Source organism: Mycobacterium sp. E183 (assembly GCF_001667735.1).
Taxonomy (GTDB): Bacteria; Actinomycetota; Actinomycetes; order Mycobacteriales; family Mycobacteriaceae; genus Mycobacterium.
Window position 1 is genome coordinate 1 of the sequence record NZ_LZJN01000029.1, and the last position, 17,980, is coordinate 17,980.

Annotated in this window: 16 protein-coding genes and 2 pseudogenes; 9 read left to right on the forward strand and 9 right to left on the reverse strand. The window is 69.6% G+C overall.

Annotated elements, in window-relative coordinates:
• Positions 1-142: 142 nt before the first annotated feature.
• Both A5691_RS02455 and A5691_RS02460 read right to left on the reverse strand, forming a co-directional pair.
• Complete coding sequence (locus tag A5691_RS02455; RefSeq protein ID WP_068016804.1) at positions 143-1,375, reverse strand: MFS transporter; 1,233 nt, start codon at positions 1,373-1,375, stop codon at positions 143-145.
• A 134-nt stretch (positions 1,376-1,509) separates the two neighbouring features.
• Positions 1,510-1,800: a metal-sensitive transcriptional regulator gene (locus tag A5691_RS02460; RefSeq protein WP_007167284.1), complete on the reverse strand. Its 291-nt coding sequence runs from the start codon at positions 1,798-1,800 to the stop codon at positions 1,510-1,512.
• 128 nt (positions 1,801-1,928) lie between these two features.
• On the opposite strand from A5691_RS02460, the gene ilvD reads away from it, so the two are divergent.
• Positions 1,929-3,644: a dihydroxy-acid dehydratase gene (gene ilvD, locus A5691_RS02465; protein ID WP_067779238.1), complete on the forward strand. Its 1,716-nt coding sequence runs from the start codon at positions 1,929-1,931 to the stop codon at positions 3,642-3,644.
• Positions 3,645-3,678: 34 nt separating this feature from the next.
• Here ilvD and A5691_RS02470 read toward each other — a convergent pair whose 3' ends face one another.
• A complete protein-coding gene (locus tag A5691_RS02470) occupies positions 3,679-4,119 on the reverse strand; it encodes an SPW repeat protein (protein WP_067756065.1) in 441 nt (146 codons plus the stop codon).
• Positions 4,120-4,234: 115 nt separating this feature from the next.
• Between A5691_RS02470 and A5691_RS02475 the strand changes: the two genes are divergently transcribed.
• Complete coding sequence (locus A5691_RS02475) at positions 4,235-5,215, forward strand: nitronate monooxygenase (RefSeq protein ID WP_067756066.1); 981 nt, start codon at positions 4,235-4,237, stop codon at positions 5,213-5,215.
• Here the strand turns inward: A5691_RS02475 and A5691_RS02480 are convergent.
• Positions 5,212-5,868, reverse strand: coding sequence for an O-methyltransferase (locus A5691_RS02480; RefSeq protein ID WP_067756069.1), 657 nt, complete (start codon positions 5,866-5,868; stop codon positions 5,212-5,214). The genes A5691_RS02475 and A5691_RS02480 overlap by 4 nt on opposite strands.
• 147 nt (positions 5,869-6,015) lie before the next feature.
• Between A5691_RS02480 and mymT the strand changes: the two genes are divergently transcribed.
• Positions 6,016-6,162, forward strand: coding sequence for a metallothionein MymT (mymT, locus tag A5691_RS27060; protein ID WP_073877879.1), 147 nt, complete (start codon positions 6,016-6,018; stop codon positions 6,160-6,162).
• A 120-nt stretch (positions 6,163-6,282) separates the two neighbouring features.
• On the opposite strand, the gene A5691_RS02485 is transcribed toward mymT, so the two are convergent.
• The 4 genes from A5691_RS02485 to A5691_RS02500 all read right to left on the reverse strand — a co-directional run bounded on the left by A5691_RS02485 (position 6,283) and on the right by A5691_RS02500 (position 10,551).
• The gene (locus A5691_RS02485) at positions 6,283-8,400 is read right to left on the reverse strand and encodes a beta-glucosidase (RefSeq protein WP_197505004.1); all 2,118 of its coding nucleotides are present in this window, start codon (positions 8,398-8,400) and stop codon (positions 6,283-6,285) included.
• Positions 8,397-8,909, reverse strand: a complete 513-nt coding sequence (locus A5691_RS02490) for a TIGR04338 family metallohydrolase (RefSeq protein WP_067756071.1) — start codon at positions 8,907-8,909, stop codon at positions 8,397-8,399. Before A5691_RS02490 ends, A5691_RS02485 begins: the two co-directional genes overlap by 4 nt.
• The gene (locus tag A5691_RS02495) at positions 8,906-9,655 is read right to left on the reverse strand and encodes a DUF2786 domain-containing protein (RefSeq protein ID WP_067756073.1); all 750 of its coding nucleotides are present in this window, start codon (positions 9,653-9,655) and stop codon (positions 8,906-8,908) included. The genes A5691_RS02490 and A5691_RS02495 overlap by 4 nt, the downstream gene beginning before the upstream one ends.
• A 101-nt stretch (positions 9,656-9,756) precedes the next feature.
• Positions 9,757-10,551 (reverse strand): lysophospholipase, encoded by a 795-nt coding sequence (locus A5691_RS02500; protein ID WP_369807429.1) that lies wholly within the window; start codon positions 10,549-10,551, stop codon positions 9,757-9,759.
• On the opposite strand from A5691_RS02500, the pseudogene A5691_RS02505 reads away from it, so the two are divergent.
• Together A5691_RS02505 and A5691_RS02510 are read left to right on the forward strand one after the other, a co-directional pair.
• Positions 10,544-11,674: pseudogene (locus A5691_RS02505) on the forward strand (sigma-70 family RNA polymerase sigma factor). The gene A5691_RS02500 and the pseudogene A5691_RS02505 overlap by 8 nt on opposite strands.
• The gene (locus A5691_RS02510) at positions 11,671-13,086 is read left to right on the forward strand and encodes an alpha/beta hydrolase domain-containing protein (protein WP_067756083.1); all 1,416 of its coding nucleotides are present in this window, start codon (positions 11,671-11,673) and stop codon (positions 13,084-13,086) included. The pseudogene A5691_RS02505 and the gene A5691_RS02510 overlap by 4 nt, the downstream one beginning before the upstream one ends.
• Here A5691_RS02510 and A5691_RS02515 read toward each other — a convergent pair.
• Positions 13,083-14,216 (reverse strand): dihydrodipicolinate reductase, encoded by a 1,134-nt coding sequence (locus A5691_RS02515; RefSeq protein WP_082950099.1) that lies wholly within the window; start codon positions 14,214-14,216, stop codon positions 13,083-13,085. The genes A5691_RS02510 and A5691_RS02515 overlap by 4 nt on opposite strands.
• Before the next feature lie 107 nt (positions 14,217-14,323).
• On the opposite strand from A5691_RS02515, the gene A5691_RS02520 reads away from it, so the two are divergent.
• From A5691_RS02520 to A5691_RS02535, 4 genes and pseudogenes are all read left to right on the forward strand, one after another.
• A complete protein-coding gene (locus A5691_RS02520; protein WP_067756159.1) occupies positions 14,324-15,148 on the forward strand; it encodes a MarR family transcriptional regulator in 825 nt (274 codons plus the stop codon).
• Positions 15,149-15,175: 27 nt separating this feature from the next.
• Entirely contained in the window at positions 15,176-15,910 is a 735-nt protein-coding gene (locus tag A5691_RS02525) for a pirin-like bicupin family protein (RefSeq protein ID WP_067756086.1), read from the forward strand.
• A 26-nt stretch (positions 15,911-15,936) separates the two neighbouring features.
• Positions 15,937-17,334, forward strand: coding sequence for a YhgE/Pip domain-containing protein (locus tag A5691_RS02530; protein ID WP_067756090.1), 1,398 nt, complete (start codon positions 15,937-15,939; stop codon positions 17,332-17,334).
• Positions 17,335-17,413: 79 nt separating this feature from the next.
• Positions 17,414-17,980: pseudogene (locus A5691_RS02535) on the forward strand (hypothetical protein); the annotation flags it as partial.

Here is a 17,980-nt window from a genome sequence, read left to right on the forward strand (position 1 = left end):
CCGCCCGCGCGTCCAGCCCGACATATGCATCCCTCCACGTTCGAGTTCCTGACACAGTGTGGCATAGGGCGCCTGCCAGCTAACAAATTCGAAACCGCGCGGAGGCCGAATACACAGCCATTTTGGCCGTTGAGCTGGCTGGCTATGAATCGCGTGAGCTTGTCGGCGCAACGTCGAGCGCCTGACGATTGGCGGCCGCCCCGACCAGCGCGGCCGCCATCAAACCGGCCGACGCGGTCAGCATGAGCACTACGCTGCGCTCGTAGAGCAGCCCGCCCGCCAGCGCGCCCGCCATGATGCCCACCTGGAAAGCCGTCACGTAGAGCCCCGACGCCCCGTCGGGGTCGTCGGCGCCGCTGCGCATCGCCGCGGACTGCATCATCGGCGACACGGCGGTGGCCATCGCCCCCCACAGCACGATCGCGGCCGTCCCGATCAGGGCCGCGGCCGCGGCGGGGCGGCCGCCCAGTGCCAGCGCGGTCAGCACCACGAATGCGGCCGTCAAACCGGCCAGGCACCCGATGATCGCCCCCTTGGGCCTGCGGTCCAGCGGCCGCGCCACCAGGCCGACGGCTATCACCCCCGCCACGCCGTAGGCGGCCAGCACCCATGCCAGGTTCGGCCCCCGCACGCCGACGACCTCGCGGATGATCTCCACGATGTAGGTGTAGGAGACGAAGTGCCCGGTCACGCCGACCATGGTGATGATGCTGACGATGATCAGCCGGCGGTTGCGGTGGTGGCGGGACCGGGGGCCCACGCACTTCAGCTGGTCCTCGGTGAGCACCATCTCCGGCAGCAGCGCCCGCGCGGCCACCGTGACGATGACGGCCGCCACGGTCACACACACCACCGCCAGGCGCCAGCCCCACATCAGGCTCATGGCCGCCGTCAGCGGGCTACCGACCACCAGCGCCAGGCTGGTTCCGACGTAGATCGACATCGTCGCGCGGCCGGCGTGGCTCGGCGGTACCAGCCGCGTCGCGATCGGCGCGATGACCGACCACAGCAGCCCGTGCGTGATCGCGCACAGCACGCGACCGGCGGCCAGTACTTCGAAGGTGGGGGCCACCGCCGAGATCATCTGCGAGACGGTCAGGCAGGTCAGGCTCAGCACGAGCACCCGGCGGCGCGGCAGGTGCGCGGTCCAGCGCACCAGCGGAATCGTGGTCAGCGCCGCGACCAGGGCGTACCACGACAGCAGGGTCCCGACGAGGACCAGGCTGACGTGCAGGTTGCGGGCGATCGCCGGCAGCGCGCCGACGGGCAGGATCTCGGCGGTCACGTAGGTAAAGGCCGCCGCCGCCAGCACCACAAGCTGGGCCGCGACCCGTGGCGTCCACGTTCGGGCGGCAGCATTGGTTTCGGCAGTCATGGCGTCGGTATCGGCCGGGCTACCCAGTTCCTGGGTTGTCGCGCCTAATGCGATCACACTGCCTTACCGTACGGACCGCAACTACGGCTCCCCCCTTATCGGGGCCGTAATCCGGGTCTCAACTCGGTCACCAATCAGGAACGAACGAGGCGCGCGATGGCGGCGGAGGCCTCGGCGAGCTTCTGGTCGGCGTCGTCGCCGCCCTCGGCCACGGCGCGGGTGACGCAGTGGTTGAGGTGCTCGTCGAGCAAATTCAGGGCGACCGAACGCAGCGCGCTGTTGACCGCGCTGATCTGGGTGAGGACGTCGATGCAGTACTTGTCCTCTTCGATCATCCGCGCGATGCCGCGCACCTGACCCTCGATGCGCCGCAGCCGCTTGGCGTAGTTGTCCTTCTGCTGCGAATATCCGTGCGCGTTCGTCATCCTGTCCTTCACCCCTGCCCATCCACGCCCGCCGCGCGTGGCCGGGCCGGCGTCACGATTCCACTTTATACCCCGCCCGGGTATGACCCGCACATTTGCCGTCCGGCCTGTTCACGCATACTTGCAGGATGGCCACAACACGCGATGCGTCCGGAGTCACCGACATCAAACCGCGCAGCCGTGACGTAACCGACGGCCTGGAGAAGGCCGCCGCGCGGGGCATGCTGCGGGCGGTCGGCATGGGCGACGAGGACTTCGCCAAGCCGCAGATCGGGGTGGCGTCGTCGTGGAACGAGATCACGCCGTGCAACCTCTCGCTGGACCGGCTCGCCAAGGCGGTCAAGGAGGGCGTGTTCGCGGCCGGCGGCTTCCCGCTGGAGTTCGGGACGATCTCGGTGTCCGACGGCATCTCGATGGGCCACGAGGGCATGCACTTCTCACTGGTGTCGCGCGAGGTGATCGCCGACAGCGTCGAGACCGTGATGCAGGCCGAGCGCCTCGACGGCTCGGTGCTGCTGGCCGGCTGCGACAAGTCCCTGCCCGGGATGCTGATGGCCGCCGCGCGCCTGGACCTGGCGGCGGTGTTCCTCTACGCGGGGTCGATCCTGCCCGGGCGGGCCAAGCTGTCCGACGGAACCGAACGCGAGGTCACCATCATCGACGCGTTCGAGGCGGTGGGCGCGTGCGCGCGCGGCCTGATGCCCCGGGAGGACGTCGACGCCATCGAACGCGCGATCTGTCCCAGCGAGGGCGCGTGCGGCGGCATGTACACCGCCAACACGATGGCCAGCGCCGCGGAGGCGCTCGGCATGTCGCTGCCCGGCAGCGCGGCCCCACCGGCGACCGATTACCGCCGCGACGGGTTCGCCCGCCGCAGCGGTGCGGCCGTCGTCGAGTTGCTGCGGCGCGGGATCACCGCCCGCGACATCCTGACCAAGGAGGCCTTCGAGAACGCGATCGCGGTGGTGATGGCGTTCGGCGGATCCACCAACGCCGTGCTGCACCTGCTGGCGATCGCGCACGAGGCCGACGTGGAGCTGTCCCTCGACGACTTCAGCCGGATCGGTTCGAAAGTGCCGCACCTGGCCGACGTCAAGCCGTTCGGTCGCCACGTCATGTCGCACGTCGACCAAATCGGCGGCGTGCCGGTGGCGATGAAGGCGCTGTTGGATGCGGGCCTGCTGCACGGCGACTGCCTGACGGTGACGGGCGAGACCGTCGCCGAGAACCTGGCCGCGATCGACCCACCCGACCCCGACGGCAAGGTGCTGCGGGCGCTGGACAATCCCATCCACCCGACCGGGGGCATCACCATCCTGCGCGGATCGCTGGCGCCCGAGGGCGCGGTGGTCAAGTCGGCCGGCTTCGACTCTGACGTGTTCGAGGGCACGGCAAGGGTTTTCGACGGTGAGCGGGCCGCGCTGGATGCCCTGGAGGACGGGACGATCACCAAGGGCGACGCCGTGGTGATCCGGTACGAGGGTCCCAAGGGCGGTCCGGGGATGCGCGAGATGCTCGCCATCACCGGCGCCATCAAGGGCGCCGGCCTGGGTAAAGACGTGCTACTGCTGACCGACGGCCGGTTCTCGGGCGGGACGACCGGCCTGTGCGTGGGGCACATCGCGCCGGAGGCGGTCGACGCCGGGCCAATCGCCTTCCTGCGCGACGGCGACCCGATCCGCCTGGACGTCGCGAACCGCGTGCTGGACGTGCTGGTCGACGGGAGCGAATTCGATTCCCGGCGAAAGGGTTTCACCCCTCCCCCGCCGCGCTACAAGACGGGCGTACTGGCCAAGTACGTCAAGCTGGTGAGCACGGCGGCGAACGGTGCGGTCTGCGGCTAGCCCCGATCGCCGCCTCGCTCAACGGGTTTGGATGCTATGCGTGGGTGGCCGCCGCGCGTGTGCGCCTGCCGAAGTAGGTGGCGTTGAGGCCCAACAGGGTCAGCAACGCACCCGCGATCACGTTCGACCATGTCATGCCGGTGGTCAGCGTGACGCCCGGCAGGATCCACAGGGACGCGATGACCCACACGCCGAGCACCGGCATCGTCCAGGTCAACCCGTGTGCACGGTCGAGCGCCGTTGCGAACCCGTACGCCAAGAACGCCGCGGCGACCCCGGCGATCAGGTTCGACGTGGCAAGCGATCCCGTGGCGCTGAAGCCCACCAGCCACGGTGACGCGGCCACATACAGGCCCGTCAGCAGCGCCATCCCGAAGGTGACGTGCGCACTCATCGACTCGGCGACGCGGTCGTAATTCGCGCGCAGGGCCAACAAGTCGGGGTGGTGATCGATTGATGAATGGACTGTACTCATTTTGTGACCTTTCTGTTATGCAGCAAGCCTTTTGAGCTGTCTGCACCCATCCATCTGCCGTCAAGGTTACGCCCGATCACGGTCCGATTCGACCACCCGCGTAGCGTCGTGAGGCGTGGACATCGCGGACCGCCTGCGCCTGGACGTTCCGGTCGCGCAGGCCGGCATGGGCGGTGGTCTGGCGGGTGCCGCGCTGGCCGCCGCGGTCGCCGAGGCGGGCGGCCTGGGCACCCTGGGTATCGCCACGCCGCGCCGGCTGCGCGCGTCCATCGATGAGGTGCGCGAGCGGACGCCGGGCCGCGCGGTCGCGGTAAACCTGTTGCTGCACTTCGTTCATCGCGGGCACATCACGGCCTGCGTCGACGCCGGAGTCGACGCCGTCGTGCTGGCCTTCGGCGAGAAGCGGGGGCTGGTACGACACCTGCGCGACGCCGGCATCTTCGTCTTCGTGATGGTCGGCACCCCGGGGCAGGCCCGCGCCGCTATCGGTTGGGGCGCCGACGGTTTGATCGCTCAGGGGCGCGAGGCCGGTGGCCACCTCGTCGGAACCATGCCGGCGCTGCAATTCCTGCCCCGGGCGCTGGCCGTCGCGGGCCACCGCCCGGTGTTTCTCGCCGGCGGCATCGCCACCGGTGCCGACACCAGCGCCGCCCTGGCCGCGGGCGCCAGCGGCGTGGTCGCGGGAACGCGCTTCCTGATGACGCACGAGGCGAACGCCAACCGGGAGTATCAGCGCCGAGTTGCCAACGCGGACACGACGATCGAGACCAACCTGTTCGGCCTGAGCTGGCCGCTGCGCCATCGCGTCGTGCCCAACGCGGCGACGCGGCGCTGGTGCCGCGCCGACGGCAGGGCGAAGCCGTTGCCCGCTGCCATCAATGCGGTGAGCCGCCCGATGGCCGTGCTGGGCTACTTCGACGCCGGCGCGTTGATGCGCATGCAGTCGCCGGCCCGGCCGTTGCTCACGCCGCTCGCGCCGCTCGCCGGCACTCCCGATGCGTGGGTGGACCGTGCGGCGCTGTACGCCGGCGAAACTGCCCTGCGAATCGGCGAACTCAGTTCCGCCGCGCAGGCGGTCGCCGACCTCAGCCCTTAGCGCACCAGCGCGAGCGCAAAGCCGTCCCAGCGCTTGGCCCCGACCGTTTGGATCACGGCCGTGTCCAGTCGCGGGTGCTCGCCCATCAGTCGCAAGGTCTCTCGGACCGCCTGCGCCTGCGCGTTGTGCTGCGGATCCAGGATCTGTCCCTCGCGAACGACGTTGTCCGCCACGATGAGTGCGCCCGGGCGGGCCAGCCGGACCGCCCAGTCCAGGTAGGCGACGTAGTTCTCTTTGTCCGCGTCGATGAACACCAGATCGAACGCGCCGCCGTCCAATGTCGGCAAGGTGTCCAGCGCCGCACCGACGATCACCTCCACCCGGTCGGCGACACCCGCCCGCTCCAGGTTCGCCCGGGCCACCTCGGCGTGCCGGGGCTCGTATTCCAGGGTCACCACCCGGCCCTGCGGGCCGGCTCCGCGGGCCAGCCAGATGGTGCTGAAGCCGCCCAGGGTGCCGATCTCGAGGATGCGGCGGGCCCGGACCGCGCCGGCCAGCAGGCTCAGAAACTTGCCCTGCTGGGCCGACACGGCGATCTGCGGCAGGCCGGCCGCGTCGCTGGCCTCGACCGCCGCGCTCAGCGCCGGATCGTCCCCGATCACGGTGTCGTTCAGAAACTCGTCGACGTCTTGCGGCGTTGGGTTCTGGGTCATGCCACCAAGCTAGCCGTGCGGCGCGATGCCGGCCGCGCCGGTATCGGAGCGGTCACGGTCATTTACGGATACCCATGGGGGGTATATAGTGGGTGGCGTGGTCGACCACAGCCGTAAGGGATCACAACAGAGAAATGGGTGAGTGAAATGGCAAATTACGAAGCAGGCACCGAGCTGACCTGCGGCCACGAGGGCTGCGGGTGTCGCGTTCGTATCGAGGTTCCCTGCCACTGCTCCGGTTCGGGCGAGCCGTACCGCTGCACCTGTGGCGACGAGCTGACCCCGGTCAAGTAGTCCGCGCCTCCTGAGGCTCGCGTCGAGTGTGCGTCCGGGGCGGCGACACGCCGGGGTGGGAAACCCTGCGCGCACAGCCAAAACCGCGAACGCACACTCGATGCGGCCGGCGCGCCGCGATCAGCGCCCGAACGTACGCCCGGCGAGCTCGACCGTCGCTGCCAGCTGCGGTGTGACCGCCGACGTGCCGATCGCCACCCGATAGCCGCCCGCACCGACGCGCCAGCGCGCCACGCCGCCGTCGTAGCGCGCGAGCAGGCGCGGATCCGCCTCGACGCTCACGCGGCGGCCGGCCCCCGGTTCCAGCTCGACCCGCTCGAATCCGAGCAGCCGCAGGCACGGCCCGTCGGGGGTCCCGGTGAGATACAGCTGCGGGACGTCGGCCCCCGTGCGGTCGCCCGTGTTGACCACGCTGAAGCTGGCGGTCACCGTGTCTCCACCGGTGACGTCCAGGTCTTGGTACTCAAAGCTGGTGTAGGACAAGCCATGTCCGAAGGCGAACGCCGGTGTCGCCCCGGTGGCGGCGAACCAGCGGTAGCCGACGTCGGATCCCTCCACGTACTCGATCGTGCTCGGCTCCCCCCACGCGGCGCCGGGTCCGGGCAGTTCCGGGCGCGGCGTCTGTCGCAGGTCGGCCGGGAAGGTGATCGGCAGGCGTCCCGACGGATTGACCTGCCCGGCAAGGACTTCCGCGATGGCCTGGGCGCCGGCCTGCCCCGGATACCAGGCCTGCACGATCGCCCGCACCGAGTCGCGCCAGGGCATGGTCACCGGATTGCCCGTCTCGAGCACCACGACGGTGTTCGGGTTGGCGGCGGACACGGCGGTGATCAGCTCGTCCTGCCCCTGCGGCAGCGACAGGTCGGCGATGTCGAACCCTTCCCCCTCTGCGCGAACCGCGAACACGATCGCGAAGTCCGCGCGGCGCGCCGCGCGGACCGCCTCCGTGGGACTGATGCCGGGGTCGAATTCGATTTCGGCGTTGGGCAATTGCTTTCGCAGCTCGTCCAGCGGGCTCGATGGCAGCAGGTGCAGCTTGCGCAGCCCCGCCTCGAGTCCGGCGCCGCCGATCGGAATCACGGCCGCGTAGCCGCCCGGCGGGACGACGGCGCTCGACCCGTAGCCGGCAGGCACGCCCACGTTCGCGTACCCGCCGATGACGGCGATGCGGGCGGTCGATTCCGGCGCCAGGGGCAGCAGCCCGCGGTTGCTCAGCAGCACGATTCCCTGCCGGGCGACCCGCAGCGCAATCTCGTTGTGGGCGGCCAGATCCGGTGGGGGCGTGACCGTTGCCCGGTCGACGCCGACCGCGAACATCGACCGCAGGATCCGCCGGACCATGTCGGAGAGGCGCTCGTCGCTCAGCCTGCCGTCGGCATGGGCGGCGCGCAGCGGCGCGCCGAAGGTTTCGCTCTGCCACAACAGCGCGTCGATCTGCGCGCCGCATTCCTGGTCGAGGCCGGCGAGCGCGCACTCCCACGACGGCGTGGCCCCCCAGTCCGACATGACCCAGCCCGGGTATCCCCAGGCGCCTTTCAGCACTTGGTTGAGCAGGACGTCGTTGGCGGCGGCGTAGGCGCCGTTGACCTTGTTGTAGGCGGCCATCACGGCGCCCGGCCGCGCCCGCTCGATGGCCATTTCGAAGGCCAGCAGGTCGGATTCGCGATGCGCGTCGGGGTCGATGACGGCGTCCAAAAAGTGCCTGTTGGTCTCGTTGCAGTTCAGCGAGTAGTGCTTGACGGTCGAGATGACGTGTTGTTGCTGGATGCCGTCGATCGACTCCGCGGCGATCGTCGCGGTCAAAAGCGGGTCCTCGGAAAGGTATTCGAAGTTGCGCCCGTTCCGCGGGTCGCGCGCGAGGTTCATGGCGCCGGCCAGCTGCACGTTGAACCCGCGGCTGCGGGCCTCCCGGCCGATCACCTCCCCCGCCGCGCGGGCGAGCGCGGGATCGAAGCTCGCCGACAGCGCCAGCCCGGCCGGCAGCGCGGTCGCGCTGTCACCCGGGCGGTAGCCGGGGTTGGTCACACCGAGGCCGGCGTCGCTCATCTGCAACGCCGGAATGCCGAGCCGGGGAACGCCGGGCACGTAACCGGCGCTCATCGGGACGCCCGGTGGGATGCGGTCGTCGCGCACCGGCCACATGTCGCCGGCCCCCATCACGCCGACCAGGAGCGAGAACCGCTCGTCGTCGGTCAGCTGGGCCTCGACCTCGCGTGCCCGGGCGTCGGGATCGCTCACCGCGCACCCTCTTTCGCGTACACGACGCGCAGCACGTGCCCCAACTCGGGGCCCATCACCAGCTCCGCCAGCTCGCCGAACGTCGCGACGAACTCCGGGCCGTGCGGTGGGTCGGCCCGGCACAGGTGGTGAGCGACCTCGTGAAGCACCACGAGTTCGCGCAGCGCCCAGTCGGCGGTGTCGCGGTCGGGGACCGCGATAACGCCTGCGCCGTCGCGGAATTCGTAATGGGCCGCGGTGGCGGCCCGTCGCGGCCGCACCCGCAGCGGCGCCGCGGAGGGCCACCGCCGGCGCACCGCCGGCAATGCAAGCACCTGGTCAACATAGCGCTGCGCGGCGGACACCGAGCCGAATCGTCCCTCCGGCGGCAGCGTGAGCTGCCCGCCGAAGAAGTCCACGACGGGTGACCCGTGCTCGGCGGCCCGGTCGAACAGCGTCCGGACGAACTCCTCGGCCGCGTAAACCTTGGCGCGCTGGGAGTCCCTCTTGGCGGAGCGTTCCGGGGTCACCGGCCCAACGGGGTGCGCGCGCCCGGGAGTTCGGGGCTGCTGCCCAGCCGCGCCCGCCGACCGGCCCGGTCCCCCGCGCGCCGCGCCGACGAGGAATAGCCCGCCGTCGCCCGGCTGACCTGATAGGTGCCCCGCGCCTTCGACGCGCTCCGGTAGTAGTCGTGCAGCTCGACATCTTTGTCCCGCAACGCGATCGCCGTGCCCGGCGGCCGGCGCCTGTCCTTGGTGGCCTCGCGCCGGGCCTGGTCACGAGCCTCCGCCAGGCGCTGGCCCACGCGGGCCCCGAAGGCCAACTGGAAGTTCAGCCGCGCGGTGATGGTGGGCGTCGGCCGGTGCGCGCCCGACGCCAGGTAGGCGTCCGACGCCCGCACCATCTGGACCACCAGGCTGGCGTACAACGCGTGCGTGGCGTCGATGTCCTCGGCGAACCCGTAGGCGTAGACGAACGTCGAATTCGATGCCACGTCACAGCGCACGTCGTTGGCCATCGCGATCAACACGAACAGCTGCACATAGGTCCGCAGTCCCTTGGTGCCGGCTTCCCCGATGGTGATGGTCCGCTGCGTCGGGGCCTGCGCCGGCGAGCGGTTCGCCGCGTGGGACCGCGCCACCGCCAGGTCGATGGAGGACGCCGTGGCCAACCGCTGCGCGGCGCTCATGAAGGCGTCCGCCTCATGCGGGTTGTCGGTGCCTTCGGCCTGGCGCAACAGCGCGGCGATGCGGGCCAGCATCTTGTCGTCCGTCATGTGCGCCACTCCTCTCCCCCCGAGCGGGCGGTACCCGCTCTGCATCGTCGTCGGCGCGGGTCATATGCGCCAAAATACGGGAGCGCTACGACAGTTCCGCCTCAGAGCCGGGCGGTGATCCAGGCGACCACGTCGCCCAGCACCTGGTCGCGCTCCGGCTCGTTGAAGACTTCGTGGTAGAGCCCGGGGTAGACCTTCAGTTCGACGTCGGCGGACCCGACACACTCGACCAGGCGCCGGCTGCCCGCGACGGGAATCAGGCGGTCGTCGGAGCCGTGCACCACCAGCAGTGGCGCCGTCAGCGCCGGTGCGCGCTGCGGCATGGTCTCGCCGACCTGAAGGAGGGCGCGGCCGATGCCGGCCGGAACCTTCCCGTGATACACCAGCGGATCGCTCTTGTAGGCCGCCACCACTTCCGGGTCCCGGGAGATGGCGTCGACGTCCAGCTCCTGCACCGGCAGGCCGGGCACCAGGCCGCCGACGACCCGGGCGGCCAGCGCCATCAGCGGCGACACCTGGTCCTGGGCGGCCACCGCGGGCCCCGACAGCACCATCAGGTCGTAGTTGTCGGGCCGTTCGACGCCGTAGGCGAACACGATGCCGCCGCCCATGCTGTGCCCGAGCACGATGCATTTGAGGCCCGGATGCTCCCGGGTGGCGATCCGCACCAGGCTGTCGAAGTCCGCCGTGTACTCGGAGACGTCACGCACCAGCACCCGCTTGCCACCCGAACGGCCGTGCCCGCGATGGTCCAGCGCGTAGGTGACCAGGCCCGCCTCCCCGAAACGCTCCGCGACGTGGTCGTACCGGCGGGCATACTCGCCGAGTCCGTGCGACAGTACGACCACCGCCCGCGGCGCGGTGTCCGGTGTCCAGACGTCGTAAACGATGCGCACTCCACCGAATCCGTCGAAGTTCCGTTCGGCTCGGTTCACTGCACGGTCCTAGTCATTACGGGCAGCGTAATGGCTCCCGATGCAGGTCGCCCTGCCAGACACTGTCGTAGGCTCTCCCATCGTGGGACTGCTTGCGCAAAACGCCGCGAACTCCGACCTCGTCCCCCCGGTCGGCGGTGACTTCTCGGCGCACGCCGAGCCGTACCGTCGTGAGCTGCTCGCCCACTGCTACCGGATGACCGGGTCGCTGCACGACGCCGAGGATCTGGTGCAGGAAACGTTGCTGCGCGCGTGGAAGGCCTACGACCGCTTCGAGGGGAAGTCCTCGATGCGGACGTGGCTGCACCGCATCGCCACCAACACCTGCCTGAGCGCGCTGGAGGGCAGGCAACGCCGCCCGCTGCCGACCGGGTTGGGCGCACCCAGCTCCGACCCGACCGCCGAACTGCACGAGCGGCGCGAGGTGCCCTGGCTGGAACCACTCCCGGACCTGACGAACGACCCGGCCGACCCGTCGGTCATCGTCGGGTCGCGAGAGTCGGTCCGGTTGGCGTTTGTCGCTGCGCTGCAACACCTCTCACCCCGGCAGCGGGCGGTGCTGTTGCTTCGTGACGTGCTGCAGTGGAAGGCCGCCGAAGTGGCCGACGCGATCAACACCACCACGACCGCCGTCAACAGTTTGCTGCAGCGCGCCCGGTCCCAGCTGGACGCCGTCGGGCCCAGCGCGGGCGACCGGTTGGCGGCACCGGATTCCCCGGAAACCCAGGACCTGCTGGCGCGCTACATCGCCGCCTTCGAGGCCTACGACATCGACCGCCTAGTCGAACTGTTCACCGCCGAGGCCATCTGGGAGATGCCGCCGTACGTCGGTTGGTACCGGGGCCCGCGGGACATCGTCACCCTCATTCACCAGCAATGCCCCGCCCAGGACCCCGGCGACATGCGCCTGCTGCCGGTGGTCGCCAACGGGCAGCCCGGCGCCGCCATGTACATGCGCGCCGGCGATCGGCACGTGCCCTTCCAGCTGCACGTCCTCGATGTGCGCGGCGACGCGGTGTCACACGTGGTGGCCTTCCTCGACGAGAAGCTGTTCGCGAAGTTCGGCCTGCCGGAGGCGTTATGACATACATCGACGTCACACCCGCGTCCGGAAAGGCGCTGCTGTTGCTGGGCGCCTTCGACATCGGCAGCGTCGGCTACGCCGCCGAAGAGTTCTTCATCTCCGGCACCGCTTCGTCCTTCGCGCCGAACGGCGAGCTCGGCCCGGACGGTCGCTGGGATGTAACACCCAGCGGGACAGCCGATTACACCACTCGGATCGTGGCCATCACACCCACCGATCCGGCCCGTTTCAACGGCACCGCGCTGGTCGAGTGGCTCAACGTCAGCGGCGGCATCGACGCGCCCGCCGTATGGATGATGGCGCACCGTGAAATCGTCCGGGCGGGATACGCCTACGTAGCCGTCTCGGCGCAGAAGGTGGGGATTGACGGCGGCGCCAGCCTGCTCGGCATGGACATGTCCCTGAAGACGCAAGATCCGGCCCGCTACGGCGGCTTGCATCACCCGGGCGACGCCTTCGCGTTCGACATCTTCTCCCACGCCGGCGAACTCGTCAGGGATCGGGGCGACGGCATCCTGGCCGGGCTGCATCCGCAACACGTCATCGGGATCGGCGAGTCGCAATCGGCGATGTTCCTCACCACCTACGTCAACGCCGTCGATCCGCTCGCCCGCGTTTACGACGGCTTCCTGGTGCACTCCCGATTCGGGCCGGCCGCACCGCTCGACGGGGTCTCGCTGATCGAGGGACTGGAGTCCTCGCGCGGGTCGCAACAGGCGGTGAAGTTCCGGCCGAACCTGCGCGTCCCACTGCTCACGGTCATCACCGAGACCGATCTGTTCGGCCATGTGCCGCTGGGCTATTACTCCGCCAGGCAGCCCGACAACGACATGCTGCGGGTCTGGGAGATCCCCGGCGCCGCGCACGCCGACAACTACACCATTCAGGTGGCGCCGATCGACTCCGGTTCGGCCCCGCTCGCCGACATCGTGGCCGCTTACGCGCCGACCAACATGCTGATGGGTCAGCAACTCGATCACTACATCAACTTCGGCCCGCAGCATCACTACGTGGTGCAGGCGGCGGTCGCCGCGCTCGACGGGTGGATCCGGACCGGGGAGCCGGCGCCCTCGGCCGCGCCGATAGCCATGCGCGAATCCGAGTCGCCCCAGCTGGTGCTCGACGCCAACGGCCTTGCCCAGGGCGGCATTCGGAGCCCCTGGGTCGACGTACCGATCGCGCGCACGTCCGGCGTCACCACCGACGAAAACCTGATGGCCGCGATCTTCGGGGCGGGTGAACCCTTCGACGCCGACACGGTGCGCCGCCTCTACCCGGGCGGCAAGGCCGAATACCTGGAGCGCTTCACCGCCTCGCTCGACGCGGCCATCGACGCTCGCTTCATCCTGCCTGCGGATCGCACCGAGATCCTGGCGCTCGCCGCCGCGACCTACCCCGGCGACGGGGCCTAGAACAACCGGCTGTCCGGTGCCGGCCCCGGCACGGGCCGGACCAGTCCCGCCCCGGTGACCAGCGGCAGGTCCAGCGCCGAGAGCAGCCCCGGCGGGGCGGCGCACACCGCCGGGATGGCGTTGACCATCCTCGAGGCGCCCGCGATCCGGGCGCCCAGGTCGTGGTCGTGGTCTTCCGCCATCTCGAATTCGCACCGCATGCTGGGCGATCCCTCGATCTCGACCCGATAGAGGCCGCGCCCGGAGGCCTGCCCGTACCCGAGGTCCTTCGGCGGGATCGAGATGCGAGGCTGCGGCCAGTCCGGCGCGATGTCGTCGCGCATCCGGGTGACGTGGTCGAGGACGAAAGTTGGCTTCCCAGCGACGTATCCGGTCAGCGTGGAGCGCATGGCCGCGATCGTCCCGGCGTCGATGTGGCCGGTGGGCGTGTCGAAGGACTCGGCGGCGGGAAGGCGTTCGTTGCTTTCCTCGATGTCGTCGATCTTGACGCCCAGTCCGGCGGCGAGCTGATGCAGGACCGGCCCCCAGCCGAAGGTGAAGATTCCCGGCTGGGCAGCGAACGCCTGGTATTCCGCGGGTTTGCCGAACCCCAGGATCTCGTACACCGCGGCCCGATCCGGGTAAGTGGCGTAGTTGAACATCTCCGTCACCCGGACCGACTCGATGACGCGCGAGACGCCTGTAAGCACCAAAGGCAGGACGTCGTTGGCGAAGCCGGAGTCGATGCCGGTGGTGAAGAACGACGCACCGCCGTCGAGCGCGGCCCGCCGTAGGGGATCGGTGAACGCCGCGTCGACACCGTCGGGAAAGACCAGCGGCACAACCGAACACGACACCACGTTCTTGCCGGCCCGCAGGATCGAGACCATGTCCTCGACGGCCTCGAGCGGCCGCAGGTTGGCGCCGGCGGCGTACACCACCGCATCGGCGCCGCCGGCGAGCATCGCCGAGGGGTCCTGGGTGGCCGTAACCCCGACCGGCCCGATGCCGCACAGCTCCCCCGCGTCGCGGCCCGCCTTGGCGTCGCTGTGCACGACCAGATCGACCAGCTTTAACTCCGGGTGGTCGATGACGCCGCGCAGGGCAATCACCCCCATCGAACCCGGCCCCCACACTCCGACCTTGATCACCGCGGATATCTCCTAATATTAGGATGCATGTATTTACAATTTGGACGGATGGTAGGGAGGTGGACATCGGTACGTCAACCGCCAAATCGCCGCCCACCGGCCGCGTGATGGATGTGCTTGCCACGCTGGCGGATTCGCCGGCAGGGCTGACGTCCGCCGAGGTGGCGAAGCGCTGCGCGATCAGCACATCCACCTGCGCCCTGGTGCTGGCCGAACTGGAAGGGCGCGCCTGGGTGGCGCGCCGCGGAGATCGCCGCTACGTCCTGGGCAGTGGCCTGTTCGGGCTGGTGCATGGGCTACGGGCGCAGTTCCCGCTGCTGGACCGGGGCCGCGACGCCCTGCGGTTTCTGCATGAAGCGCTCGGCGCGGGCTGCTCCATGTCGAAGATCGGCGGGCGGCACCTGACCACGGTGGACGCGGTCGGCCACGGAACCGACGGCGGGCAAGCCGTCGGCCAGCGCTTCCCCATCGACCCGCCGTTCGGCCTGGTCGCCATGGCCTGGCGCGACGACGAATTCGTGCGGGCCTGGCTGCACCGGGTGATGCCGCGGCTGACCCGGGCGGAGGTCGCCGACCACCAGCGGGTGCTCGCCGACATTCGCGCCCGTGGGTACGGCGCGTGGCGGTTCGACGACACCCACCAGTCGCTGCACGATCGCCTCGCCGAGGTGCTGACGTCCCTGGAGCCGACGGCGCGGGTGACCCGCCAGCTCACCACCCTGATGACGATGGTGACGCTGCAGTCCGTCACCGATGTGCTCGAAACCGATTTGGCCGCGGCCGAGTTCGTGGTGCTGCCGATCTTCGGGCCGGATGGCCAGCCGGACTACCAGATCGAGATCCACCTGGGCCGCTCTCCCGGACTGACACTGCCCGGGCTCGAGGCCGCGCTCAGGCATGCCCAGGGGCTGCTCGCCGCGACCGTGTCCTGACGTCGCCGGTGAGATTAGGCTGGGCCCATGGCTGCCCACGCGGACATCCGGCGTGCGGCCGAGCGGGCCGTCACCAACACACCCTGGCTGACATCGCGGCACTCGTTCTCGTTCGGCGACCACTACGACCCGGATAACACCCACCACGGGTTGCTACTGGTCAACAACGACGACATCGTCGCGCCCGGAACCGGATTCGGCACGCATCCGCACCGGGACATGGAGATCGTGACGTGGGTGATGAAGGGTCGATTGGCGCACCGGGACTCCATCGGCAATCACGGCGTCATCGTTCCCGGCCTGGCCCAGCGCATGTCGGCGGGCACCGGAATCCTGCACTCGGAGGAGAACGACTCTCCCACGGAGCCAGTGCATTTCGTGCAGATGTGGGTGGTGCCGGACGAGGCCGGCATCGCCCCCGGCTATCAACAGCAAGAGATCGGCGCGGACGTGTTGGACGGCACACTCGTGACGATCGCCTCGGGTATCCGCGGCCGGGACGGGGCGATCGACCTGCACAACCGCAGCGCCGCCCTACACGCCGCGCGGCTGCAGCCCGGTGACACCGTGATCCTCCCGCAGGCGCCCTACCTGCATCTCTTCGTGGCGCGGGGCGCGATCACCTGCGAGGGCGCCGGCGACCTGCGGGACGGTGACGCCGTTCGGTTCACCGATGCCGGCGAAGCGCGGGTTACGGCGAACGATGCGTCGGAACTACTGGTCTGGGAGATGCACGCTGAACTGGGGGCCGCGAGCCCATAGAGTGGGCGTGACAGACAGGAGCCGGCATGTCTCAATCGCGGCCGCAGCACGCGGCGCCGAACCCCAACCGGAACGTGAAGGCGGTCCGGACCGTGCGGTTCTGGGCGGCGCCGCTCGTGATCACGCTGGCCCTGATGTCGGCGCTGTGCGCGCTCTACCTCGGCGGCATCTTGAACCCGATGACCAACCTGCGGCACTTCCCCATCGCCGTGGTCAACGAGGACGCCGGGCCGGCCGGCGCGGAACTCACCGGCCGCTTGGTCAACGGCCTGGACAAGAACAAGTTCGACGTCCGCGTGCTCAGTCGCGACGCCGCCAAGCACGAGTTGAGCACCGGGCACGTGTACGGCTCGGTGCTGATCCCGCCCAGCTTCTCGTCGAAGCTGCGCGATCTGGGCGCCAGCGCGGTGGTGCCCGGTCCCGCGGAACGGCCGGTGATCACGATCTCGACGAACCCGCGGGCCGGCACGCTCGGCGCCAGCATCGCCGCGCAGACGCTGAACATGGCGATGGGCGTGGCGAATGGTGAAGTGGGCGAACGACTCCTCGCTTCGGTCAAGGCGCAGACCGGCGGCGCACCGCTGGCCGGGGCCGCCGAAGAGGGCCTGTCGACGCCGATCGAGATCGAGTCGACCGTGTTCCACCCGCTGCCCGACGGCACCGGTAACGGGCTATCGGCCTTCTATTACGCGCTCTTACTGCTGCTCGCGGGGTTCACCGGCAGTATCGTGGTCAGCACCCTGGTCGACGCGTTACTCGGTTACGTCCCAGCCGAATTCGGTCCGGTGTATCGCTTCGCCGAGCAGGTCAGAATCTCGCGATTTCAGACGCTGCTGCTCAAGTGGGCGATCATGGTGCTGCTGGGCCTGCTCACCTCCGCCGTCTATATCGCGATCGCTCATGGGCTCGGCATGCCCATCGACCTCGGCTGGCAACTCTGGGCCTTCGGGGTGTTCGCGATCGCCGCGGTGGGCATCACCTCCAGTTCGTTGCTCTCCGTGCTGGGCACCGGCGGCCTGCTGGTCAGCATGTTGATCTTCGTGATCCTCGGCCTGCCCTCGGCCGGCGCCACCGTGCCGCTGGAGGCGACGCCGACGTTCTTCCGCTGGTTGGCTGAATTCGAGCCCATGCACCAGGTTTTCCTCGGCACCCGGTCGTTGCTGTACTTCAAGGGGCACGCGGACACCGGGATCTCCCAGGCGCTGATCATGACGACGATCGGCCTCGTGATCGGGCTGCTGCTGGGCGGCATCGTCACGCACCTGTACGACCGCAAGGGATTCCACCGGATCGCGGGTGCCGTCGAGCTGGCGATCGCCCAGGAACACCAGGCTCAGCACAAGGCGCGCCAGGGCAAGCACGAGCGAACGGTCGCCGCCACCGAGCCGGAACCGTCGAGCGAAAGCCCAAGCGAGCAAACGTAATTCGACCGCCGCCCGAGCGTCATCCGCCCGTTATCTAAATTGACAGTGTGACGGATGTGACTGATGATGTTTATGTTGTATTCAGATCCGGGCGGAAAGGGCGATCGTGCTGACCCGAGGCGCCAGCTTGCGCCGGCTGGTGGCCGGCTGCACCGCCATCGTCGCCGGCATTGTCCTCGCGTGCACCACCGGACAGCCGGTCGCGCACGCCGCCGACGGCCGCGATCTGCTGGCCAACGCCATCAACACCACCAAGGGCTCCTACCTGGTCTATAACTTCGGTCCCGGCCATCCCGCACCGATGCTCAACGCCGGTGGCAGCTGGTACGAGATGAACAACGGCGGCCACCTGATGATCATCAAGAACGCCGCGGGCCGGCTTTCGCCCCACCTGCTGGTCGACACGCACCAGGGCGATCAGGCGCGCTGCGAGAACAACCCCGGCGCCCGCACCGGCGAGGGCCTCTGGCAGGCGTCGGAACTCTATGCGCCGCTGCAGGCGTGGCAGCGAATGGGCCAGCCCACGATCGCGATCAACGCGAACTTCTTCGACGTACGCGGTCAGAAAGCCGGCTCGTGGCGTCAGACCGGCTGCAGCTCGCCGCTGGGCGCCTTCGTGGACAACACCAACGGCCAGGGCCGCGCC